The organism is Geobacillus zalihae NBRC 101842 (genome assembly GCF_001544135.1).
Taxonomy (GTDB): Bacteria; Bacillota; Bacilli; order Bacillales; family Anoxybacillaceae; genus Geobacillus; species Geobacillus zalihae.
This window is the reverse complement of sequence record NZ_BCPV01000012.1, coordinates 50,037-72,924: the sequence shown is the minus strand read 5'-3', so window position 1 is coordinate 72,924 and position 22,888 is coordinate 50,037. Positions and strand designations below refer to the sequence as shown.

Below are 22,888 nucleotides of genomic sequence, written 5' to 3'. Positions count from 1 at the left end.
TCCCTTGGTGGTCAAGGCATCGACAATATGAATGAGATGCTTGATGACCGGTTTGGAAAGCTGCAGCGTCAACCCCAGCGTGAAGAAAAACTTGTGGATTCCTTGGTGATGTGCTAATTTATTCATGAGACATGAACCTCCTTGTGGATAGTTGGTGGTACATCTATTCTAACCAAGGAATCGGGTTCATGTCTCCTTTTTTGTTTAGTTGTCAATTTATGTCAGTGAATTTGCTCATCTACAGTTGTATATATATTCTATCATAGTGAAGGAGGGGTTTTTCTGTCTAAGCGTTCGATCACTTCACTCGTTGCCGCGCTGTCGCTCGGCATCGGGCTGTGGGCATCTCCGGCGGAAGCGCCGAAAGCGGCTAACGCCCCCGGCATTCCGGCTGTGAAGCAAGGGGGACCGGTCGATTTTGCGATTGCCAATGAGGAAAAGCTGGCGGAAATGTTGAAACGGAGCGGAAAGCTTCGCGCTGATGCGACTCCTGCTGAGGTGGAACAAGCAGTGCGCGACTATTTGCGGCAAAAGGCGATTCATATGCCGCGAGGAAAAGGAGAATTATACGATAAAGAGGCAAAGCGCGCCGAGGCGATGCAGGACGGACAGCAGACAAATGGCGTGCTGAACGGGAAAGGGAAAAAGCTCGGACAATCGAAAACGGCTTCCGTGCCATCCGTCAAGCCGGAGCCATGGAACGGCGGCAAGCGGGTCGACCGTGTACTCGTTTTGCTCATCGAATATCCGGACTTTCCGCATAACAACATTCAGCCAACTGAAACGGATATGTATTATAAAGATTATACACGCGAACATTATGAAGATATGATTTTCGGCGGCGATGACGGCTATTACGATGGGCCGAATGGCGAGAAGCTTATCTCAGTAAAAAAATATTATGAAGAGCAATCAGGCGGCAGCTATTCCATTGAAGGAAAAGTGGCAGGCTGGTATCAGGCGAAGTATCCGGCTAAATACTATGGCGGAAATGTACCGGCGCCGGATGGCAATGACGCCAATCCACGGGCGCTTGTGCGCGAAGCGCTGGCGGCAGCCGCCCAGGACCCGACCATTGATTTGCGTGAGTTTGACCAAGAGGATCGGTATGATTTGGATGGCGACGGCAATTATCGCGAACCGGACGGTTTGATTGACCATTTAATGATCATTCACTCCAGCGTCGGAGAAGAATCGGGCGGCGGTTCGCTCGGCGGCGATGCCATTTGGTCGCACCGCTGGAATTTAGGATCGGTGTACCGCATTCCGAATACGACGACGGATGTGCCGTATTGGCGCGGTCAACTGGCGGCTTACGATTATACGATTGAACCGGCTGACGGGGCGGCGGGGGTGTTTGCTCACGAATACGGCCACGATTTAGGGTTGCCGGATGAATACGATACGATTTACTCCGGTTTAGGCGAGCCAGTTGCCTATTGGTCGATTATGTCAAGCGGAAGTTGGGCGGGACGCATTCCGGGCACCGAGCCGACCGGCTTCAGCGCCTGGGCGAAACAGTTTTTGCAGTCGACAATGCCCGGCAGCAACTGGCTGAGCGGAACGACCGTTGAGTGGAACGAAGTGACGCAAAACGGTGTTGAAGTCGTGCTCGATGAAGCGAGCACGAAAGGGACGAACAACGATGCCGTGCGCATCAATTTGCCGAAAAAAGAGACGGTCGTCACTATTCCGCCAAGCGGTGCGTATGCATATTTCTCCGGCAGTGGAAACAACTTAGATCATACGATGTCAACGACGATCGATTTGACGGGAGCGTCCAAGGCGACGCTGGCTTTTGATACATGGTATGCGATTGAGAAAGACTGGGATTATGGGGCGGTAGAAGTAAAACCGCATGGCAGCAACGAATGGACAACAATTCAAGGAAACATTACGACGACCAACAATCCGTACGGGCAAAACCCGGGCAACGGCATTACCGGTACGTCAAACGGCTGGGTGAAGGCGGAATTTGACTTGTCGGCCTATGCAGGACAAACGATTGACCTTCGCTTCCATTACATCACTGATGTAGCGGTGTCGGAAGCTGGGTGGTATGTTGACAACATTCAAGTGACGGCAGATGGCGCAGCTGTGCTTGCCGACGGCGCCGAAGGGGACAGCTCCTTTGTGATGACCGGCTTTGAAAAGAGTAATGGTAAGCGATACTCGGATCATTACTATTTGCTTGAATGGCGCAACCACCGCGGCGTCGATGAAGGGCTCGCCCATATTTTGCGCGGCGGCCGGCTCCTTTCGTACGATCCAGGTCTTGTCGTCTGGTATGTAGATGAAGGCTATGACAACAACTGGACGGGCGTCCATCCGGGCGAAGGGTTTCTTGGCGTTGTGGATGCCGACCAGCATACATTGAAATGGTCGGGCAACACGACAGCGTCGACTCGCTATCAAGTGCACGATGCGGCGTTCAGCCTGCAAAAAGGAGCCTCATTCCGCGTGGCGATCAATGGCTCACAGCTGATCGACAACGATACATCGCCGACGCCGGTGTTTGACGACAGCCGGTCGTATGACAATAAAGGGGCCGTTGACGCCGGCCGGAACGTGCCCAACTATGGCCTAAAAATCCGCGTCATCGGTGAAAGCGCTGACCGCACGGCAGCGCGCGTGTTGATCTACCGCTGACAACCTCCAAAGGCGCACGGAACATTTCCGTGCGCCGAGCATTTGTCGACACGGTTTGTCATCCCTTCGTCGAATTTGTTGATTTTTCTTTCCCCCTTTTTTCCGCTTTTTCCGTTTATAATCATAAGTAGGATTGGATGAGAAGGGGGAACAAACAGAATGGAATGGTATGAACAGCTGTCGGCGTGGATTGCCGAGAAGCAGCCGGTGCGTGTAAAAACCTATCAAGGGGAAGTGGTCGTGCTGCCGGTTAAGCTGTATCAGGACACCCGCAAATTGTTCGTTTACAACCGTCAAATGCGGCTGATGAATATTCCGTTGGACCGGATCATTTCCGTCGAGCCGACGCGCATCATCGGTTCCTTTGACCGTCGGGGAGAAGAGGTCATGGTACATACTCGTTGAACGGAGGGCACGCGTCTTTGGGCGCGTGTTTTTTGATGGTGGTCGGCTGTTTCTGCCTGCGGTCTGTTCTGTTGCGCTGGGCGCTATACCCAATGAAGGCGGCATTCGCGTTGCGATGTGCCAGGGAGCGGAATGGTTTTTGTTGCATAGGCAAAGACCATCTTTTAGAATGGAAAGGACGAACGACTGACCATAAGGGGGAAGGGACATGCATGGCAAACGGATTGCCTTGTGCGCGTCACGCAAACTGGACGAAATGACAACGCTTATTGAAAAGCAAGGAGGAACGGCCATCATTCGTCCGGCGCAAGGGACCTTCTTTTCAAAGGGAAGCGAACTGGGAGAGGAAATGCGAACCGTCATCGCCATGCGGCCGGACTGGATCGTATTTACGACGGGAATCGGCTTTGAGGCGCTGTTGGAAGCGGCCGACCGGGAGGGAATGGCTGCCCAATGGCATCGAACGATCAAGGAAGCGAACGTGGCTGCCCGCGGCTATAAAACGGTGGCAGCGTTGAAACAAATCGGCGTCACTCCGGTGGCAGTAAGCGAGGACGGGACGACGAAAGGGTTGATTGCTGCTCTTTATGGGCACGACTTTGCGGAAAAAAACGTTGTTGTACAGCTGTATGGCGACACTGCGCCAAGGCTTCGGCAATTTTTCCTTGAGCGTGGCGCGTCCTATACGGAACTACTTCCATACCGGCATGTCGCTCCGGATGAGAAGACGCTTGAGACGCTATACAATGAAGTTGTCGGTTGTGAGGTCGATGCCGTCTGTTTTACATCGGCGATGCAAGTCCGCTTTTTCTTTTCGTTCGCCCGCGAGAAAAAAGAGATCGCACCGCTGCTTGACGCGTTTCGCACCGATGTCGTGGCCTGCGCCGTTGGCAAAGTGACAAAAGAAGCATTGGAAGAAGAGGGAGTCGATCGCGTCATCGCCCCGGAACATGAGCGGATGGGAGCGATGATCGTGACGCTCGCTCGGTATTTTGATGCCCAAGCCCTTTAGGGGGCTTTTTTGTTTTATATAAATTGTTTATCCTATTATATAAAAAAACCCTTTATTTTAACGTGTTATATTACCCTGTTTAATAAAAAATTGAAACTGTTTATTTTTTTGTAACAGTTTTCCAACCATTTTTCGTTTATCATGAAAATGGAGGAATCGATGATGCATTCATTTTGCCATATGGGAGGCCCTGAAGGGGTGAAACTATGCGCTGGCTTGGCGCAATTAAAACAAGAGCACGGCCCGTTGCGCGCCCAAATGGAGCAGGTGCTCGCCGCAGCGGAAGCGATCGGCCAAGGGGCGGATGACCGCAACTGGCGTGGGCCGCTCGCCGATTTGAGGGAAAAAGTCGAATCGTTCGTCGCCGTTTTAGATCCTCATTCGGAGCGGGAAGAAGGCGTATTGTTCCCGATGATGGCCAAGTACATCGGGCGGACGACCGGCCCCATCGCCGTCATGGAATACGAACATGAACAGGCGAAAGCGCGTCTTTCGATGTTTTTGGAAAAAACCGCCCATTTGCCGGAAACGGTGGACCGCGAACAGGCGTTAACGCTCGCCGGCGCGGTGGTTGAGGCGCATCATATTTTGGATGAGCATTTCATGAAAGAAGAAAACGTGCTCTTCCCGATGGCCGAGCGGCTGTTGTCGGACGGGGAGAAAGAGGAGCTGTTTGCACGCATGAACGAGTGACGATGGAATGGAAAACGGGACGCTTCTTTGTATGGAGCATCCCGTTTTCTTCATGGCACGCGGATGAGTCGGGTTGGCGCCGGTCCGTGACGGAGAGGGACGGGAGGCGGATGAACGGCATCCCGTTTTTCGTGATAACGGTCTTGGTTGGGGACTTTATGCTGCCTGACATCCGCTTACTGGGCGCGGTCAAGCGAGTCGACGGATTTGGGCATCCGCTTTCGGTAGACGACGTAGCTGCGCTGCAAGTAGCGGAGCGGAAAGCTGAATACGTGAACGAGGCGGGTGAACGGCCAGACGGCGAACAAGCCAAACGCGGCGAGAATATGGATTTTGAACCAAAGCGGGACCGTTTCCATATAAACCGGGTCCGGGCGGAATGTGAGAAGGCCGCGGAACCATGGACCGATCGTCGTTCGGTAGTCAAAGCCATGTGAGTTGACGTTCAGCAATGTCGATGATAACCCGCTGGTGATCACGACAAGCAAAAATCCGAGCGCGACCCAGTCGCCGGTGCTGCTTGTCACCCGTACGCGCTTGACCGTCAAGCGGCGGCGAAAAAGGATCACGAAACCAGCGAGCGCCGCCAAGCCGGCCGGAATGCCGCCTGCCAAGGCGAGGGCGTGGTACATCTCTTCTGTCACGCCAAGCGCTTCGTAAAACGGCTCGGGAATGAGAATGCCCATCACGTGGCCGACAAACACGAACAAAATGCCCCAGTGGAACAGAAGGCTTCCAAGGCGCAACTGCCGTTTTTCGAGCAGTTCGCTTGATTTTGATGTCCAGCCAAACTGGTCGCGCTGGTAGCGCCAAATATGGCCGGCGACAAATAGGACAAGCGCCAAATACGGAACAATCACCCAGAGAAATTGGCTGGCCATGCCGTTGCACCTCCTTTCGGGAGCGGCGTCACGCCGAGTTGAGTGAATGTGTGATTGAGCGCGTCAAACAGCTGTGCATACGGGCTGCCTGCCGCTGCCAGCCGGTCGCCGATTTCGCGGATATGGCCGGCATAATCGGCGAGCAAGGCGGTCGTATGCTCTTGATCTGCATAGGCCATCCATTCAAGCATGAGCGGCAAGTAGTCGGGCAGCTCGTGATCGGAGACGGCGAATCCGGCCGCTTCGTAGCGCGCTTTTAAGGCGACGAGTTCGATTCCGCGCTCCCGCTGCTCGCCGTTTGTCATATACGTCAAGTACAAATTTGTTTTTTTGCCGAAATCGAATGTTTCGACATACTGCTCCATCCGCTGACGGGCTGGGATGAAGTTGATTTGTTCGGCAAACGCCAAAAGCGGTGCGCGAACGGCCTCATCGTCAAGCGAGCGGATGGCGTCTAGGCAGTCAGGAAGCGATTGGGCCCACTGTTCGTCCGGGTAAGACAACAAATACGATACACACAAAAAGACCGTTTGCTGTTGTTCGCTGTTCATCGTAAATCCTCCATTTCATTGTTGAAGGGGGCGGGAGCCCCGCCTTCTCCCTTTACAGCGTGCCGCAGGCGCCCGGGCCGCCGGCGAACGCCAGCCCGCAGCTGCCTTGTTCCGCGTACAAGTCAGCGACTTCTTCGCGGTGCGATGCTGGAATGACGAACCGGTCTTCGTATTTGGCGATCGCGAGCAGGCGGTACATCTCTTCGATGTCTTCGCGGCTTAGGCCGAGCGATTCGACGAGGCGGATGTCCGGCTGTTTGTTCGTTTGTTTCGCCCGCATGTATGAGCGCATGGCCGCCATTTTTTTCAATGTCGTGCGGATGTGCGCCGTATCGCCCGCCGTCAGCAAATTCGCCAAATACTCGATCGGAATGCGCATGTTGTCAATCGCGGGGAAAATGTCATTGGCGCTGGCGCTGCTTCCTTTTCCTTCGATTGTATTGATGATTGGGCTAAGCGGCGGAATGTACCATACCATCGGCAGTGTCCGGTATTCCGGATGGAGCGGCAAGGCGATTTTCCAGTCGACGATCATTTTGTAAATCGGCGAGCGCTGCGCGGCGGTGATCCATTCGTCCGGAATGCCGGCTTCTTTCGCGGCGGCGGCGACGGCTGGATCGTTTGGATCAAGGAAAATATCAAGCTGGGCGTGGTACAGCTGTTTCTCATCTTCGACGCTCGCTGCTTCTTTGACTTTATCCGCATCATACAGTATGACGCCGATGTAGCGAATGCGGCCGACGCACGTTTCCGAACAAATCGTCGGCATGCCGGCTTCGATGCGCGGGAAGCAGAGCGTGCATTTTTCCGCTTTGTTCGTTTGCCAGTTGAAATACACTTTTTTGTACGGGCAGCTTGTGACGCAATACCGCCAAGCGCGGCAGGCGTTTTGGTCGACGAGAACGATGCCGTCCTCGTCGCGTTTGTACATGGCGCCTGACGGGCAGCTTGAGACGCATGACGGATTGAGGCAATGCTCGCAAATGCGCGGCAAGTACATCATAAAGACGTTCTCGAATTCTGCCTGAATGGACTGCTCCATTTTGACGACGTTCGGGTCGCGCAACCCTGTGACGTGGGCGCCGGCCAGGTCGTCTTCCCAGTTCGGCCCCCATGACAGCTCCATCCATTCGCCGGTGATGCTGGATTTCGGCCGCGCCACTGGCTGGTATTGTTTTGACGGGCTGTTCGTCAACGTTTCATAGTCGTAATTCCACGGTTCGTAGTAATCGTCGATCGTAGGCTGGTACGGATTGTAGAACAAGTTGACGAGCCTCATCGCTTTCGAGCCGGATTTGAGCCGCAGTTCGCCGTTTTTCAACTCCCAGCCGCCTCTATACTTCTCTTGGTTTTCCCATTGTTTCGGATAGCCGATTCCGGGTTTCGTTTCAACGTTGTTAAAGTACATGTATTCAGCGCCGGGGCGGTTCGTCCATGTGTTTTTGCACGTGACGCTGCACGTATGGCAGCCGATGCATTTGTCCAAATTCATCACCATGCCGACTTGCGCTTTCATCTTCAAGCCAATCAACCTCCTCGAGTTTGCGGATGACGACGTACAGGTCGCGTTGGTTGCCCGTCGGTCCGTAATAGTTGAATCCGTAGCTTAACTGTGCATATCCGCCGATCATATGCGTCGGCTTTACGTGGATGCGCGTCGGGCTGTTGTGTGTGCCGCCGCGGTTGTTTGTCAGCTTCGTGCCCGGCACGTTAATATGGCGGTCTTGCGCGTGGTGCATAAACGCCATGCCGCGCGGCAGCCGGTGGGAGACGACGGCGCGGGCGACGACGACGCCGTTTTCGTTGAAACATTCGATCCAGTCGTTGTCGTTGATGCCGGCTTCGGCCGCATCATCTTTGTTCATCCACACGGTCGGCCCGCCGCGGAAAAGCGTCAACATCGGCAAGGAGTCGAAATACATGCTGTGGATCGACCATTTGTTATGCGGCGTCAAATAGTTCAAGATGACTTCCTTTCCGTTTTCTTTCGGGCGTTTGTTTGAAAACGGACGGTGCGGCAACACCGGCTTGAACGTCGCCATCGTTTCGCCGAACTCGTGCATCAGTTCATGATCGATGTAAAACGACTGCCGGCCGGTCAACGTCCGCCACGGGATGAGCCGTTCGACGTTCGTCGTAAACGGCGAGTAGCGCCGCCCGCCTTTTTCCGAGCCGCTGAACGCCGGCGAGGTGATGACCGTTTTCGGCTGGGCGGTGATTTGTTCAAACGTAAAGCATTCTTCCTCGCGTTCTTTCGCTAAATCGGCCAATTTCAAATCCGTCTTTTTCTCAAGCGCCTCCCACGCTTTGACCGCCATTTTTCCGTTTGTAGTCGATGACAGCGTCAAAATCGCTTCCGCCGCTTTTTTCGCTTCGCTGATATCCGGGCAGCCATCGGCGACCGAGGCGCGCCGGACAGTGCCAAGCCGGCGTTTCAGCTGTTCGTACTCGTCTTTCGCCGACCAGGCAATCCCTTTTGTGCCGATCGGCTGGCGGGCGACGTTCGGACCCAGGGCGGTCATTTGATCGTAAATGAGCGTATAGTCGCGCTCGATGACATGAATGTTCGGCATCGTTTTGCCCGGAATCGGTTCGGTTTCGCCTTTGCTCCAGTCTTTCACTTCACCGAACGGCTGCGCCAGCTCTTGCGCCGTATCGTGCAACAGCGGAGTGGCGACGACTTCTTTCATTGGCTTCAAGCCGGCTTGTTTCGCGACATCGGATACCGCTTTCGCGAGCGATTTGAAAATGTCCCAGTCCGAGCGCGCTTCCCAGAGCGGGGGCACCGCCGGGTTGAATGGGTGGACGAACGGGTGCATATCGGTGCTGCTTAAGTCATGTTTTTCATACCAGGTCGCCGCCGGCAGGACGACATCGGAGTAAAGAGCCGTTCCCGCCATGCGGAAGTCTAGGTTGACGAGCAAGTCGAGCTTGCCTTCCGGCGCTTCGTCGCGCCAGCGGATTTCTTCCGGGCGCAGGCTGTCTCGGTCATCGTTTAACAAGCCGTTCGTCGTGCCAAGCAAATGTTTTAAGAAATATTCGTGCCCTTTGCCGGAGCTTGAAATTAAGTTGGCGCGCCAGACGATCAAGTTGCGCGGGAAGTTGGCCTCATCGTCCGGGTCTTCAATGGCAAACTGCAGCTTTTTCTCTTTCAGCTGTTTCGCGACATAGGCGCCGATTTCTTCCGGCGTGCGGGCTCCATGGCTTACTGCTTCGTTATACAGCTCGATGCCGTTTTTGTTAAATGTCGGGTACGACGGCAGCCAGCCGAGCCGCGCGGCCAAGACGTTGTAATCGCCAGGATGCAAGTAGCGCGCTTTTTTGGCCAGAGGCGAGACGAGTTCGTCGACCGGCCGCTCTTCATAGCGCCATTGATCGGTCGCAAAGTAAAAGAACGACGTGCCGTTTTGCAATTTCGCCGGTCCGACCCAGTCGCGCGCCATGGCGATTGTCTGCCATCCTTCCGCTGGGCGCAGTTTTTCTTGCCCGACGTAATGCGCCCAGCCGCCGCCATTCACCCCTTGGGCGCCGACGAACAAGACAAGGTTCAAGACGGCGCGGTAAATCGTATCGGAGTTGAACCAATGGTTGATCCCGGCGCCGACGATGATCATGGACCGGCCGTTTGTGTCGATCGCGTTGTCGGCAAACTCGCGGGCGATTTTGACGACGAGATCCCGCTTGACACCGGTGATCGCTTCTTGCCATGCTGGCGTGAACGGCACCTCGTCGTCGTACGAGCGGGCGACTGTGCCGCCGATGCCGCGGTCAATGCCGTAGTTGGCCAAAACCAAGTCATAGACGGTCGTGACATACACGTCGCCCGCTTCGGTGTGCACTTTTTTCACCGGCACAGCACGCTCGATTGTTTTTCCACCGTCATCCGTGAAATATGGCAACTGAATCGGGAAGATTCCATCTTCGCTGCCTAAAAACGACAGGCGCGGTTCAATGGGCTGCCCCGTTTCCTCGTCGACGAGGCGCAAGTTCCATTTCCCCTTATCCTCCCAGCGGGCGCCGATCGTTCCATTCGGCACGACAAACGAGTCGGTGTTTTCATCATAGATGACCGGCTTCCATTCGGCATTGTTCGTTTGTTTGCCAAGGTCTTTCGCCAACAAGAAGCGGCCGGCCGTCCATGTGTCTCCCTCTTGTTTTAAAGTGACGACAAATGGAAAATCGGTATACGTTTTCGCATATTGTTCAAAATACGGGACGGTCCGTTTGACATAATATTCGTTTAAAATAACATGTCCCATCGCCATCGCCAAGGCGCCGTCCATTCCTTGTTTCACCGACAGCCAATCGTCGGCGAATTTTGTCGACTCGGCGTAATCCGGGCTGACGGAGACGACTTTCGTGCCGCGGTAGCGCACTTCGGCTAAAAAGTGAGCGTCCGGAGTCCGGGTGAGCGGGACGTTCGAGCCCCAGGTGATGATGTAGCCGGCGTTGTACCAGTCGCTTGACTCCGGCACGTCCGTTTGGTCGCCCCAAATTTGCGGCGAGGCTGGCGGCAAGTCGGCGTACCAGTCGTAAAAGCTTAACATCGGCCCGCCCATCAACTGCATGAAGCGCGATCCGGCGGCATGGCTGACCATCGACATCGCCGGAATCGGCGAGAAGCCGATGTTGCGGTCCGGTCCGTATTTCACAACCGTATACAATAAGGAAGCGGCGACAAGCGTCAACGCTTCGTCCCAGCTGACGCGGACAAACCCGCCTTTTCCGCGCGCCTGTTTGTAGCGTTTTGCTTTTTCGCGGTCTTCGACGATGCTTTTCCACGCTTCAAGCGGATTGTTCGGATGAGCCGCGAGCGCCTCGCGCCACATGTCAAGCAAAACGCCGCGCACGTACGGGTATTTGACGCGCAACGGGCTGTACATGTACCATGAGAAGCTCGCGCCGCGCGGACAGCCGCGCGGTTCAAAATCCGGCATATCCGGCCCGGTTGACGGGTAGTCAAGCTGCTGCCCTTCCCACGTGACGATGCCGTTTTTGACATAAATGTTCCAGCTGCACGATCCTGTGCAGTTGACGCCGTGAGTCGAGCGGACGACTTTGTCGTGCTGCCAGCGGCGGCGGTAGGCGTCTTCCCAGGCGCGGTCGCCGTAAGTTGTTTCACTGTGGCCGTCGGCTTGGCGCTCAATCGGCCGAATATATTTGAAACGGTTGGCAAGCGGGGATCGTTTTCGTTTCATTTTGTTCAACTCCTTTACGCGTTCTGTACTTTTAACAATAACCATGATGCCAATAACACGATGTTAACTTTGTCACACTTCGCGGCATTGTCACAAATTCGTCAAAGAAACGAACAAATATTCTTTTCTGTGGTATAATGGGGAAAACGATAAAAGTTTGAGGGGATTTCGTTGCGATACTCCAGCCATGTCATTGCCACATTATGCCTCGGCGCGGCGGCGGCCGCGCATACAAAGCTGCCGTTTACCGCCGCCTATACGGCGGGGCTTGTCATCGGCAGCCTTCTTCCTGATATTGACGAGCCGTCGTCATACGTCGGCCGCCGTTCGTTCGGCGTCGCCGGCAAAGTGAAAGAAGCGTTCGGCCATCGCGGCATGACGCATTCGCTCATCGTCTGGGGGGTGCTTGCCGCCCTCGTCTGGCGAGATTCGGCGTCGCCGTTTGCCGCAGGGCTTGTGCTCGGCTACTTGTTTCACATTGTGGAAGATTTTTTTTCCGTCCAGGGAGTGCCGCTGTTTTGGCCATTTTCGTCCAAGCGGTGGAAAGTGCCGCTCTATCGGACGGGAAAAGGGGTGGAAAAAGCATTAGTTGGCGTTGCTTGGATCGGGTTCGTTTATTTTGGATTCAACGGCTTGTTTCACGAATGGTGGCGGTCATGGTTGTCGATGTGGTAACGGCGCCCGATAAAAAAAGATAAAAAAAAGGAAAAAAGAGGCGCGGCGGCGAATATGGTGAAAGAAACGAATTGACTAGATAAGGGGGAGAGGAAGATGAGCGAACAATACCCGGTGCTCCCTGGCGCCGAGCCGTTTTATGCCGAAAACGGGCCGGCCGGGGTGCTGCTCGTGCACGGGTTCACCGGCACGCCCCACAGCATGCGCCCGCTCGCTGAGGCGTATGCGAAAGCCGGCTACACGGTCTGCCTGCCGCGCTTAAAAGGGCACGGAACGCATTATGAAGACATGGAGCGGACGACGTTCCACGACTGGATCGCCTCGGTCGAAGAAGGATATGAATGGCTGAAAAAACGATGCCAAACCATTTTTGTCACCGGTCTGTCCATGGGTGGGACGCTGACGCTTTATATGGCGGAACGTTACCCGTCCATCCGCGGCATCGTCTTGATCAATGCGGCGATTGACATTCCGGCCATTCGCGCTGGGATGGCGGCCGGGGGTGAGCTGCCGAGGTATCTGGATTCGATCGGTTCGGATTTGAAAAATCCGGATGTGAAAGAGCTGGCGTACGAGAAAACGCCGACGGCTTCGCTTCTTCAGCTGGCTAGGCTGATGGAGCAAGTGAAAGGCGAACTGGAACGTGTGACATGCCCGATTTTAATTTTCGTCTCGAACGAAGACCATGTCGTGCCGCCTGAGAACGCGGACATCATTTTTCGCGGCGTCCACTCGTCAGACAAAGAGATCGTTCGGCTGAAAAACAGCTATCATGTTGCGACACTTGATTACGACCAAACGACGATTATCGAACGATCGCTGGAATTTTTCGCTAAGCATGCGGATTGAGTGCGTCTGTTCTGAGCCTTGTCCTGTCAAAACAGGGCAGGGCAATTTTTGTTGTCGTTATTTTTCTAAAAAAATAGGTGGCTGTTTTCGACGGCTTGTTCTAAACTAATGATAGTGAAAATGATAAAGGAGCTTTCAGTTGCATGATGATGGAACAAATTTCGTTGCTTATTCAAGAAAAGAGAATAATAGAGGCTCTAAACAAAGTAAAACCGTATTTGGAAAACGTAGGATTATTCGAGTGGCGGCCGCTCATGGCTTCGTGGGACGAGATCGAACCGTTTCGGACGCTCATCCGCCTGTTCGATTACGCGCTCATGTACCGGCATAGCGGGCTTGTCGCCCGGTACGCCCATCGGAAGTTCAACACGCTGCAGACGCTCGCTTGGGTGTGCGATGAGTGGCTCGAGAACCGCCGGCCGCTCGATGTGGAAGAGGCGCTCACCCCGCGTCTTACAGAAGCGCTCGAAGGCCGGGTGGAGGAGCCGAGGGAAGCGATCGCCCGGGCGGCGTTTGCGTTGGTGCGCGCTTTATTGGATATGCAGCGGATCGAGGAGGCGCGGGAATGGATGGATGTGGTTGCCCGCTATGAGACGGTGCCGATGCATGACAAATGGGGCTATTTTTATATCGAAACCGGCGACCGGAAAAACGCGGAACAGGCGATTCGCGCCGGTCTCGACGACTCGGAGCGCGGCGATATGTGCTATTTGCTTCTTGCCGATTTGTATGCGCTCGATGGCCGCCACCGCGAGGCGCTTGCCGTTCTGGAGGAAGGAGGGCAACGTTTTCCGCAAGTGCTGGCGTTTTACGCTGAGCGCGTGCGCCGCTTGCGCGATGTGCGTGCCTACCGCGAGGCGCTCGCGGCGATGGAGGAACTTGACCGCCTGAATCCGCTTCATATGCATCGCCGTTATTTCGCCCATTTGCGCGCCGAACTGTATTACCAGCTTGACGAATGGGAGAAGCTTGAATCGCTTGTGAAAGCGGAGCCGCAGCTTGAAAAAACGCCGTACGCCCGCGCGCTTGGGCGGCAAGGGGAGCGGGCGGTTGCGCTGCCGCTTGTGCCGGTCGTGCAAAAGCATAACTATTGCGTGCCGGCGAGCCTGGAAATGATGCTTCGTTTGCTTGGCGCTCCGCGGACGCAAGATGAGGTGGCTCGGCATATTTTTGATGTGCGCGGCTCAAAGTTGTCGACGACGGTTCATTATTTGGAAGAGCTTGGCTTTGTTTGCCGCTTTTTCGTCGGCTCGCCGCTTCGTTGGAAGCGGCTGATTGATGAGGGCGTTCCGGTGCTGTTAAGCGTCGATTATGAACAGTCATCGCACGTGCAGGTGTTGTTTGGCTATGACGAGCGGCTTGGGGCGTTGTACGTGCAAGACCCGAATCTATTTGATCCGTTTGTCGTTTCCGAGGACGAGCTTGCCAAATGGTATGCAGGGACGCATTATTTGTCGATTGTGGCGCTTCCCCGGGAAAAAGCGGCGCTCGCCGCCGAGCTCCCCGAAGAGGAAGACCGCTATTTCCGCGAATTGCATGCGTTGGCCGAAAAGATGGATGAGGACGAGCAGGCGCATTTCGCCGTGTTTGTCGCCTTTTTGCGCAAGCATGAGCACATCCCGTACACATGGCTGTATGTCATGAAGCATTTCGGCAGCGACGAGGCGAAGCCGCTTGTATTGGAGTATACGGAACGAGTCTTGAACGAGTATCCGGAACATAACGACTTGCTGCTGATGGCGGCAAAAGCGTACGTCTACACGCAAGAAATGGAGAAGGCCGAAGACGTTCTCAAACGGGTGAAAGGAAAGGCGCAAAGCCCGCTCTACCATTATTTGCGCGGCCGCATTGCCTTTTTTGCCAGCCGTTACGAAGAGGCGGCCCGCTATTTTCGCACCTCGCTCCAGTTGGACCCAGATCAGCCGGAAGTGTGGAGCTATTTCGGGCTCGCCTCGGCGTACGCCGGTCATATCGAAAAAGGGCTCATCTCTTCGCGCGTGGCGGTCAGCCTGTATCCGGGCGATTTGTTTATCGAAACGAACCACGGTGTGCTGTTGTTCCACGCGAAGCGGTTCGCCGAAGCGCGCGAATGGTTTGACCGTCTTGTGCGCCGCGAGCGGCGGGATGCCCAGCTTTGGTATGAGCGGGCCCGCTGCGACATGGAGCTTGGCCGCCGGCGCAAGGCGGAACGCGGCTTTTGCGTCGCGAAAGCGCTCGACCCGCAGGAACCGCACCCGTATTTGATGTTGGCTGACTTGTATGATGACGACGGCGATCGGGAAAAAGCGAAAGCGGTGCTGGAAGAGGGGCTGGCTGTTGCTTGGCGTTTGGCGCCGCTTTACGTCCGCCTTGGCGATCTCTATATGGAGGAAGGAGAGGCGGAACAAGCGGTTTCGTGCTACGAAGAGGCGATCCGTCATGACCGCGATGACGTGTTCGCCCATCTTGGCTTGGCGGCCGCCCTTGCGGAGCGCGGGGATATGGATGAGGCGCGTCGATATGTGATCGAGCAGCGCGCCCGTTTTGCCGCCAACAGCGAATATTGGCTCAATGCAGGCAAATGGCTCATCGCCCACGGTTTCGCTGATGAGGGGGAAGGACGCGAGACGGCGCTGTCGTGGTTGGAGGAAGGGCTGCGCCTTGCTGAGTTTGATGCCGAAGAAGCGTATGAGTTTTATCTTGAGCTGTTGACAACGCCGACTCTTTTCGAACGCGGCCGGGCGTTTTTAGAGCAGCTTGTCTCGGCTCGCCCGACACTCGCTTCGGCCCATTCCGCTCTCGGCGTCCTTTATGAGCGGCGAGGCCGGCTGTCGAAGGCCATGGCGTTTTACCGAGAAGCTGCCGCCATGGGCCATGCGCTTTCCCTCTTCCGGCTCGCAGAGCTGTGCGCCTCGCTTGGACGCCACGAAGAGGCGAAACAACAGTATGAGGCTTGTCTCAAAGCCGATCCATCGTTTGTCCTTTGCCATTTTCGCTTAGCTTCACTCTATGAGGCGGAAGAAAACGAAGAGCGGCAGCACGCGCATTTGCTTCAGGCGGTGCGCTTGGCCCCGAAGCGCATCGATATGGAGCAGCTTGCCGCGATCGCGGAGCCTTCCGCGCTTCTCCGCGCGCTGGCTGATGCCCGTCCGCATGCAGGGGAGGCGTGGTATTACGACAGCCTTGGATATGTTTATGGAGCGCTCGGACGGCGCGATCAAGAAAAGGCGGCCGTCGAGAAGGCGCTTGCTCTTGACCCGGACCATCCTGAAGTGCTCCGCCATTGGGCGATGGTGCTGATCGCGGAAGGAAGCCAAAAAGAGGCGGCGAAACTGCTCGAACAGTTGATGGTGCGCCATCCGGACGATGAATCGTTGTACCCGTTGTATGTGGCTCTCTTTCCGAAAACGATGCGCGGCTTAGGGAAGCTGCGCCATCGACTCGAGCGGCTGAAGGCAAGCCGCAAGGCGAAAAGCGTCATGTATCGGAACACCGCCTCGGCTCTTCTCCCGTATTTTGGCGAGGAGCAGGGGGAGCATGACGAACCGGTGCGATGGTGGACAAAAGCGAAAGAATGGGTCGGCACCGTTGTCTTGTTTTCGATTGTGACCGATTTCTACGACGAAGCGATTCGCCTCAACCGTAGCGATGCGGAAGCCTACAGGCGGCTCGCCCGCTTATATGCCGCGCTCGAATTGGACAGCGATGCCGTGAAAACGTGGCGCAAAGCGCTCGCCCGCGTTTGGGATCCGTCTTTGGCGCGAGAATTTGTGGAATATTTATTGGCCGCCGATGAGGAAAGAAAACGCGAGGAAGCGAAGCGCTGGCTGGAGCGGCTGCTGGCTGATGACCCGGATGATGTCGACCTGTGCGTGTTGCAGGCGGTCGTTTGGCTTCAAGAAGGACAGCGCGAGAAAGCCGAGCGGCAGCTCGAGGAGATTGTGGCGGAAGAACCGCTCGCCCGTGAGGCGCTCATGTTGCTTGGCGAGCATTATATGGAAACGGGCCGCTATCAAGAAGCGGCGGCGCTTTGGGAGCGCTATGCTGATTGGTATCCTGAGGATGAAGAGTTCCATATGCAGCTTGCGGCTGTTTATGAAGAAGCGGGGCGCATCGATCAGGCGCTCGCGGCCATCGAGCGGTGCGTCCATATGGCCAACGATGCCCGGCTTCGCTACGAACGAGCCCGCTATCTCGCGCTGCTTGGACGCTTCGATGAGGCGAAAGAAGAGCTTCGGGCGGCGCTGGCGGCCGATGAAAGCGGGGAGCTGGCCGTCTTGGCAGCCGACGAGCCGGCATTTCACCGCTTGGAGCGGATGTGATCAATTGTTGCTTTTCTTTCGGTTGAAAGTTTGCTATTGTATGGAAAGAGAACAATCGACAGGCGAAAGGGAGGTGGACGCATGGAAGCGCCTATTGATTTGCTTGTGTATATGTCGCTTGTCGGCGCGCTATGGATCATCATGAAAGGACATACGAGCGCGCGCCGGATGGCAGGTTCGCTGTTTTATGAACCGGCGTTGGCCGCGGTTCGCGAGCATGAAGCAGAGGGAGGCGCCGAACGGGCGGCGCTTCCATGGCGCCCGCTGTTTTTGCCGCAGCGGCGGAAAATTCCCGTTCGGGAACGGACAAGCCGAACGGATGAGGATGGAAGGCCCTTTCCTTTATGTTGAAACGGCATGATTTTGCAACATGATATTGAAGGAGGGCTTTTCATGAAAAAATGGGTATTGGTGCTGCTTGGCGCCGTTTTGCTTCTTGCCGGCTGCAACCGCAACGAACCGATCGACGAACATAGCCAAGGCATTTGGAACCATTATTTTGTCTATCCAATGTCGAAGCTTCTTTTGACGCTTGGGCACTGGTTTGGCGACAATTACGGCATCGCCATTATCGTGCTGACGCTCATCGTCCGCTTTTGCTTGCTGCCGCTCATTTTGAAGCAGTTCCGCGCATCGATCGCCATGCAAAAACTGCGCCCGGAGCTTATGAAGCTACAAGAAAAATATAAAAGCAAAGACCCGGAAACGCAGCGCAAGCTCCAGCAAGAAATGATGCAGCTGTATCAAAAGCACGGCGTCAACCCGGCGAGCGGCTGCCTGCCGGTGCTCATTCAAATGCCGATTTTTATGGCGCTGTATTACGCGATTTCGCGGACGCAAGAAATTAAAACGCATTCGTTCTTATGGGTCGAGCTCGGCCATCGCGATCCGTATTTCATTTTGCCCGTTTTAGCGGCGTTGACGACGTTCATCTCGCTCCGCCTGTCGCCGTCGATGGCTGAAGAACAAATGCCGCAAATGGCGATGATGTCGTACATCATGCCGGTTATGATTTTTATCGGCGCCAGCTCCGTTCCATCGGCGCTGTCGCTCTATTGGGTCGTCGGCGGCTGCTTCTCGATCATCCAGTCGCTCATTTTGCGTGCTCAAATGAAAGCGGCCAAAGCGGCGGAAAACAGCTAAAACGACTTCGACAATCCCCTGTCTGCTTCAAAGCAGGCAGGGGATTTGTTGTCTTGTCTGCTGTCCATATTGCTATGGTATAATGGTAGAAAAGCCCAACAAGATGTAGGCGGGATGAAAAAACAGCAACCCGACCATGCAGGAAGAGGAAAAGGAGTGAACGGGAATGAACAAAGCGCTTATTAACATCGACTACACCGTCGATTTCATCGCCGATCATGGCGCGCTTACATGCGGGAAACCGGGGCAGGCGATTGAAAAAGAGCTCGTGCGGGTGACGAAACAGTTTATTGACAACGGTGATTTTGTCGTCTTTGCCATTGACAAGCATGTGGCGGGAGACGACTATCATCCGGAAACGAAGTTGTTTCCGTCGCATAACATTGAAGGGACGGAGGGGCGAAAGCTGTACGGGGAGCTCGAGGCGGTGTATCAGGGGAACAAGCATAAAAACAATGTGTATTGGATGGACAAAACGCGCTACAGCGCGTTCGCCGGAACGGATTTGGAGCTGAAATTGCGCGAAAGAGGCATCACGGAAGTGCATTTGGTCGGCTGCTGCACCGATATTTGCGTTCTTCATACGGCGGTCGATGCGTACAACAAAGGATTTCGCATCGTCGTCCACCGGCGGGCGGTGGCGAGCTTCGACGCGGCGGGACACGAATGGGCGCTCCGCCATTTTCGCCATACGCTAGGCGCGGAAATAGTGGAATAATGGAGAAAACGTGATAGAATAGACGATGAACATTGTTTTATTCGGCGGCGCCGTCATTCGTGTGTTGGAGGTAGCAATTCATGAAGACATATGCTGATGACAGCTTGATGCTTCATACGGACTTATATCAAATCAATATGGTCGAGACGTATTGGGAAGATCGTATGCATGAGCGCCGCGCTGTGTTTGAAGTGTTTTTCCGCAAGCTGCCGTTTGGCAACGGCTATGCGGTGTTCGCTGGGTTGGAGCGCGTCATTCAGTTTTTGCAGCAGTTCCGATTTTCTGACAGCGACATCGACTATTTGCGCCAAGAACTTGGCTACCGTGATGACTTTTTAGACTATTTGCGGACGCTTCGCTTCACCGGCACGGTCCGTTCGATGCGCGAAGGGGAAGTGGTGTTTGCCAATGAACCGATTATGCGCATCGAGGCGCCGCTCGCCGAGGCGCAGCTCATCGAAACGGCTATTTTAAACATTATCAATTTCCAGACGCTCATCGCCACGAAAGCGTCGCGCATTAAGCATATTCTCGGGGATGAGCCGGCCTTGGAGTTCGGCAGCCGGCGGGCGCAGGAGATGGATGCGGCGCTTTGGGGCGCGCGCGCAGCGTATATCGGCGGGATTGAGGCGACATCAAACGTGCGTGCCGGGAAGCTGTTTGGCATTCCGGTCGCCGGAACGCACGCCCATTCAATGATTCAAGCGTATCAGGATGAATACACGGCCTTTTTGAAGTATGCACGCCGCCATAAAGACTGTGTCTTTCTTGTCGATACGTACGATACGTTGAAGTCGGGGGTGCCAAACGCCATTCGCGTCGCGAAGGAGCTGGGCGACCAAATCAACTTTATCGGCATCCGCATCGACAGCGGCGATTTGGCCTATTTGTCGAAAGAAGCGCGGAAAATGCTCGATGAAGCCGGATTTCCGAACGCGAAAATTTTCGCCTCAAACGATTTGGACGAAGATACGATTTTAAACTTGAAGTCGCAAGGGGCGAAAATCGATGTGTGGGGGATCGGCACCAAACTCATTACGGCGTACGATCAGCCGGCGCTCGGCGCCGTGTACAAAATGGTGGCGATCGAAAACGAACGCGGTGAGATGGTCGATACGATCAAAATCAGCGGCAATCCGGAAAAAGTGACGACGCCGGGGCTGAAGCGGGTGTACCGCATCGTCAACAAAATCAACCATAAAGCGGAAGGCGACTACATCGCCTTAGAGAGCGAAAACCCGCAGCAAGAAGAGCGGCTGAAAATGTTCCATCCGGTGTACACGTTCATCAGCAAATTCGTCACCAATTTCGAAGCGCGTGATTTGCATGTGACGATCTTCGACAACGGCCGGCTGGTGTATACGTCGCCGCCGCTTCCGGACATTCAAGCGTACGCAAAAGAAAGCTTGCGCTTGTTTTGGGAGGAGTACAAACGGACGCTCAATCCCGAGCAATATCCCGTCGATTTGAGTCAAGCGTGTTGGGACAATAAGATGGAAAACATCCGTAAGGTGAAAGAAAAAATTGCCGGCGCATCTTTAAGTGAATAACCGTCTTGGCTGCGGGGCAAGCGAACGGTTCCGCTTTGCGCGCTGGCGTCCGATTGAAGCTCGGCGCGTTGCAGCGCAAAGCGATATTCTTTTTTCCGCCGCAATAACAAAGGTGTCCCGAACGGCGCGGGACACCTCTTTCATGTATATAGATGCAACAAAGAAGTTTAACATATCCTTGACAGAAAAGTGGTTTGCCCATTTTTGACTGTCGAAGGCAAGCGTGTGGCTTGCCTCCGTCACGCCTTAGCGTGACGGAAGACCGAACAACGACTCGCTTCACAGACCCATTCATGGGTCTGGAAGCGGCGTTGTTCGGTCACTCGACAGTCGGATGCAATGACCGGCAAAGACGAAAAATGTTAAAGCTTTAAATTGCATCTATATAGACCGCTGACGGTTTTGGCTTGACAGCTGCCGATCGAGCTCGTCGACGAGTTCGGCGAAATGATCTAAGACCCGCTCGATCGGTTCGGGGCTTGTCATATCCACTCCGGCACGTTTGAGCAGACGGATCGGGTCATCGGATGCGCCGGAGCGCAAAAATTGTTTGTACCGCTTCACCGCCTTGCCGCTTGCATCGGTTTGGATGCCGCTCACAATGGTGTACGATGCGGCGAGCGAAGTGGCATATTTGTATACATAAAAGGCGTCATAAAAATGCGGAATGCGCAGCCAGCCGCGCGCGGCGCCGGGATCGGCGGCGTACGCCGGGCCGTAATACGTTTTCAGCAGGCCAAGCCAAAGCTGGTTCAGTTCGTCCGCTGTCAGGCTGCCGCCTTGGCGCACTTTGTCATGAATGATCCGCTCAAATTCGGAATACATCACTTGCGTGTACAACGTGCCGCGGATTTGCTCGATTTGTTCGACGAGCAGGCGGAGTTTTTCTTCTTTTGTTTTTGCCTGTTTGTATAAATAATCGAGCATGAGCCATTCGTTTGCGGTCGAGGCGACTTCGGCGGTGAAAATCGAATGGCCGGCATAATGGTACGGCTGCGCGCGGTTCGTGTAGACGGAATGCATGGCGTGCCCAAGCTCGTGAGCCATCGTCAATACGCCATCAAGCGAACCGTTGTAATTGAGCAAGATGAACGGATGGGTGTCATACGCTCCCGTGTTGTAGCCGCCGGTATATTTTTTCGGGCGCGGGAAGACATCAAGCCATCGCTCTTGAAACGCTCGGTGCACCTGTTTGATATAGTCGGCGCCGAGCGGCTTGAGCCCTTCGACAATGAACGTTTTCGCTGTTTCAACTGGGATCGATTTCGCCGTTTCGCCGACAAGCGGCACGTACAAATCATAGCTGTGAACGCGGTCAAGCCCGAGCGCGCGCCGCCGCAATTCGATATAGCGGTGCAGCGCCGGCAAGTGGCGGCGGGTGGCGGCGATTAAGTTGTCGAACACTTCCTTCGGGACATCGTCGGCGGCCAGCGCGGCGGCCAGGCCGGATGGATAGCGGCGCACGTTCGCATACAATTCGTCCGCTTTGACCGAGGCGTACAACGTCGCCGCGGCGGTCTGCTCGAGCGCCTCATAGCTTTTCGCTTTCGCTTCAAACGCCGCCTTTCGATAGCGGCGGTCCGGGTGCTCGAGCATGGCGGCGTATTGGTCGTCGGTCAATGTCACCGTTTTTCCATTCGGCATCGTGACAGACGGCGGCTCGTAATCGCCGCGGGCGGCGTGGTCATAAATGTTCTCCGCCTCGCCGAGCGCCGGCGATAGTTTCGCGAGCAGCCGTTCTTCGCGTTTCGTAAGCGTATGCGGCTTTTGCTCGCGCAACTCATGGAAGTAATAGCGGTACGCTTTCAGCTCTTTGCTCGTTTGGAGCTTCTTGAGCGTCCGCTCGGGTAGGGCGAGCAGTTCCGGCTCGATGAACGCTGTTTTCGCCGCATATTGGGCGGCGAGCGCTTCCACTTTTGCCCCAAGCCGGGCCGCTGCCTCGTCTTCAATGTTCAGATCGCGTTTTAAATGGGTGTAAAGCGACAGTTTTTCGAGCTTGCGGGCCGTTTGTTCGTTGAGGGCGAACAGTTTGGCGATCGTCTTTGCATCATCGAGTTTTCCTTCAAACGCCGCCAGTTTCGGCAAGGCGTTTTGCACCGCCTTGTAGTCGTGCATCCACTCGGCTTCGGATGGATAAATGTCGGCTAGGTTCCATTCGTATGCGGTTTTGGCGGCTGATGCCGGCCATGGGGAGGCGAAAAGAAGCACAGCGGCGAGCCCAAGAAGCCAGCGCTTCATATCATCACGTCCTTTCCGTTTTTTC

15 protein-coding genes and 2 pseudogenes are annotated in these 22,888 nt (G+C 55.1%); 11 read left to right on the top strand and 6 right to left on the bottom strand.

Features of this window, described 5'->3' with window-relative positions; all coding sequences use genetic code 11:
- A pseudogene (locus GZ1_RS18830) lies at nt 1–126 on the bottom strand (IS701 family transposase); the annotation flags it as partial.
- A gap of 156 nt (nt 127–282) precedes the next feature.
- On the opposite strand from GZ1_RS18830, the gene GZ1_RS06010 reads away from it, so the two are divergent.
- From GZ1_RS06010 to GZ1_RS05995, 4 genes are all read left to right on the top strand, one after another.
- Entirely contained in the window at nt 283–2,649 is a 2,367-nt protein-coding gene (locus GZ1_RS06010) for an immune inhibitor A domain-containing protein (protein WP_060788106.1), read from the top strand.
- A gap of 159 nt (nt 2,650–2,808) precedes the next feature.
- Nucleotides 2,809–3,054 (top strand): hypothetical protein, encoded by a 246-nt coding sequence (locus tag GZ1_RS06005; RefSeq protein ID WP_060788105.1) that lies wholly within the window; start codon nt 2,809–2,811, stop codon nt 3,052–3,054.
- A 208-nt stretch (nt 3,055–3,262) separates the two neighbouring features.
- Nucleotides 3,263–4,066, top strand: coding sequence for a uroporphyrinogen-III synthase (locus GZ1_RS06000; protein ID WP_060788104.1), 804 nt, complete (start codon nt 3,263–3,265; stop codon nt 4,064–4,066).
- A 162-nt stretch (nt 4,067–4,228) separates the two neighbouring features.
- On the top strand, nt 4,229–4,759 hold the full coding sequence (locus tag GZ1_RS05995) for a hemerythrin domain-containing protein (RefSeq protein WP_015374921.1): 531 nt from the start codon (nt 4,229–4,231) through the stop codon (nt 4,757–4,759).
- A 176-nt stretch (nt 4,760–4,935) separates the two neighbouring features.
- Here the strand turns inward: GZ1_RS05995 and narI are convergent, their stop codons facing one another.
- The 4 genes and pseudogenes from narI to GZ1_RS05975 all read right to left on the bottom strand — a co-directional run.
- Nucleotides 4,936–5,640 (bottom strand): respiratory nitrate reductase subunit gamma, encoded by a 705-nt coding sequence (gene narI, locus GZ1_RS05990; protein ID WP_015374920.1) that lies wholly within the window; start codon nt 5,638–5,640, stop codon nt 4,936–4,938.
- The gene (narJ, locus tag GZ1_RS05985; RefSeq protein ID WP_060788103.1) at nt 5,616–6,191 is read right to left on the bottom strand and encodes a nitrate reductase molybdenum cofactor assembly chaperone; all 576 of its coding nucleotides are present in this window, start codon (nt 6,189–6,191) and stop codon (nt 5,616–5,618) included. The genes narI and narJ overlap by 25 nt, the downstream gene beginning before the upstream one ends.
- Nucleotides 6,192–6,243: 52 nt before the next feature.
- Nucleotides 6,244–7,713 carry a nitrate reductase subunit beta gene (gene narH, locus GZ1_RS05980; RefSeq protein WP_060788102.1) on the bottom strand — a complete coding sequence of 490 codons (1,470 nt, stop codon included), beginning with the start codon at nt 7,711–7,713 and terminating at the stop codon, nt 6,244–6,246.
- Nucleotides 7,706–11,389: pseudogene (locus GZ1_RS05975) on the bottom strand (nitrate reductase subunit alpha); the annotation flags it as partial. The pseudogene GZ1_RS05975 and the gene narH, both read right to left, overlap by 8 nt.
- Nucleotides 11,390–11,560: 171 nt before the next feature.
- Between GZ1_RS05975 and GZ1_RS05970 the strand changes: the two are divergent.
- The 7 genes from GZ1_RS05970 (at nt 11,561) to GZ1_RS05940 (ending at nt 20,625) form a co-directional block, all read left to right on the top strand.
- Nucleotides 11,561–12,064 carry a metal-dependent hydrolase gene (locus GZ1_RS05970; RefSeq protein WP_015374917.1) on the top strand — a complete coding sequence of 168 codons (504 nt, stop codon included), beginning with the start codon at nt 11,561–11,563 and terminating at the stop codon, nt 12,062–12,064.
- A gap of 96 nt (nt 12,065–12,160) precedes the next feature.
- Nucleotides 12,161–12,913, top strand: a complete 753-nt coding sequence (locus tag GZ1_RS05965) for an alpha/beta hydrolase (protein WP_015374916.1) — start codon at nt 12,161–12,163, stop codon at nt 12,911–12,913.
- A 143-nt stretch (nt 12,914–13,056) separates the two neighbouring features.
- On the top strand, nt 13,057–17,214 hold the full coding sequence (locus GZ1_RS05960; RefSeq protein WP_060788100.1) for a bacteriocin-processing peptidase family protein: 4,158 nt from the start codon (nt 13,057–13,059) through the stop codon (nt 17,212–17,214).
- A gap of 81 nt (nt 17,215–17,295) precedes the next feature.
- Nucleotides 17,296–17,565, top strand: a complete 270-nt coding sequence (locus GZ1_RS05955) for a hypothetical protein (protein WP_015374914.1) — start codon at nt 17,296–17,298, stop codon at nt 17,563–17,565.
- Between the two features lie 42 nt (nt 17,566–17,607).
- On the top strand, nt 17,608–18,357 hold the full coding sequence (gene yidC / locus GZ1_RS05950; protein ID WP_015374913.1) for a membrane protein insertase YidC: 750 nt from the start codon (nt 17,608–17,610) through the stop codon (nt 18,355–18,357).
- A 166-nt stretch (nt 18,358–18,523) separates the two neighbouring features.
- A complete protein-coding gene (locus GZ1_RS05945; protein WP_060788099.1) occupies nt 18,524–19,075 on the top strand; it encodes a cysteine hydrolase family protein in 552 nt (183 codons plus the stop codon).
- Nucleotides 19,076–19,155: 80 nt separating this feature from the next.
- Nucleotides 19,156–20,625: a nicotinate phosphoribosyltransferase gene (locus GZ1_RS05940; protein ID WP_015374911.1), complete on the top strand. Its 1,470-nt coding sequence runs from the start codon at nt 19,156–19,158 to the stop codon at nt 20,623–20,625.
- A 381-nt stretch (nt 20,626–21,006) separates the two neighbouring features.
- On the opposite strand, the gene pepF is transcribed toward GZ1_RS05940, so the two are convergent.
- A complete protein-coding gene (gene pepF / locus GZ1_RS05935; RefSeq protein WP_060788098.1) occupies nt 21,007–22,863 on the bottom strand; it encodes an oligoendopeptidase F in 1,857 nt (618 codons plus the stop codon).
- Nucleotides 22,864–22,888: the final 25 nt, after the last annotated feature.

Bases quoted from the DNA above. Each gene is read 5' to 3' on its own strand.
- GZ1_RS06005 (WP_060788105.1), top strand. From the start codon at position 2,809: ATGGAATGGTATGAACAGCTGTCGGCGTGGATTGCCGAGAAGCAGCCG.
- GZ1_RS06000 (WP_060788104.1), top strand. From the start codon at position 3,263: ATGCATGGCAAACGGATTGCCTTGTGCGCGTCACGCAAACTGGACGAA.
- GZ1_RS05995 (WP_015374921.1), top strand. From the start codon at position 4,229: ATGCATTCATTTTGCCATATGGGAGGCCCTGAAGGGGTGAAACTATGC.
- narI (WP_015374920.1), bottom strand. From the start codon at position 5,640: ATGGCCAGCCAATTTCTCTGGGTGATTGTTCCGTATTTGGCGCTTGTC.
- narJ (WP_060788103.1), bottom strand. From the start codon at position 6,191: ATGAACAGCGAACAACAGCAAACGGTCTTTTTGTGTGTATCGTATTTG.
- GZ1_RS05965 (WP_015374916.1), top strand. From the start codon at position 12,161: ATGAGCGAACAATACCCGGTGCTCCCTGGCGCCGAGCCGTTTTATGCC.
- GZ1_RS05960 (WP_060788100.1), top strand. From the start codon at position 13,057: ATGATGATGGAACAAATTTCGTTGCTTATTCAAGAAAAGAGAATAATA.
- GZ1_RS05955 (WP_015374914.1), top strand. From the start codon at position 17,296: ATGGAAGCGCCTATTGATTTGCTTGTGTATATGTCGCTTGTCGGCGCG.
- yidC (WP_015374913.1), top strand. From the start codon at position 17,608: ATGAAAAAATGGGTATTGGTGCTGCTTGGCGCCGTTTTGCTTCTTGCC.
- GZ1_RS05945 (WP_060788099.1), top strand. From the start codon at position 18,524: ATGAACAAAGCGCTTATTAACATCGACTACACCGTCGATTTCATCGCC.
- GZ1_RS05940 (WP_015374911.1), top strand. From the start codon at position 19,156: ATGAAGACATATGCTGATGACAGCTTGATGCTTCATACGGACTTATAT.
- pepF (WP_060788098.1), bottom strand. From the start codon at position 22,863: ATGAAGCGCTGGCTTCTTGGGCTCGCCGCTGTGCTTCTTTTCGCCTCC.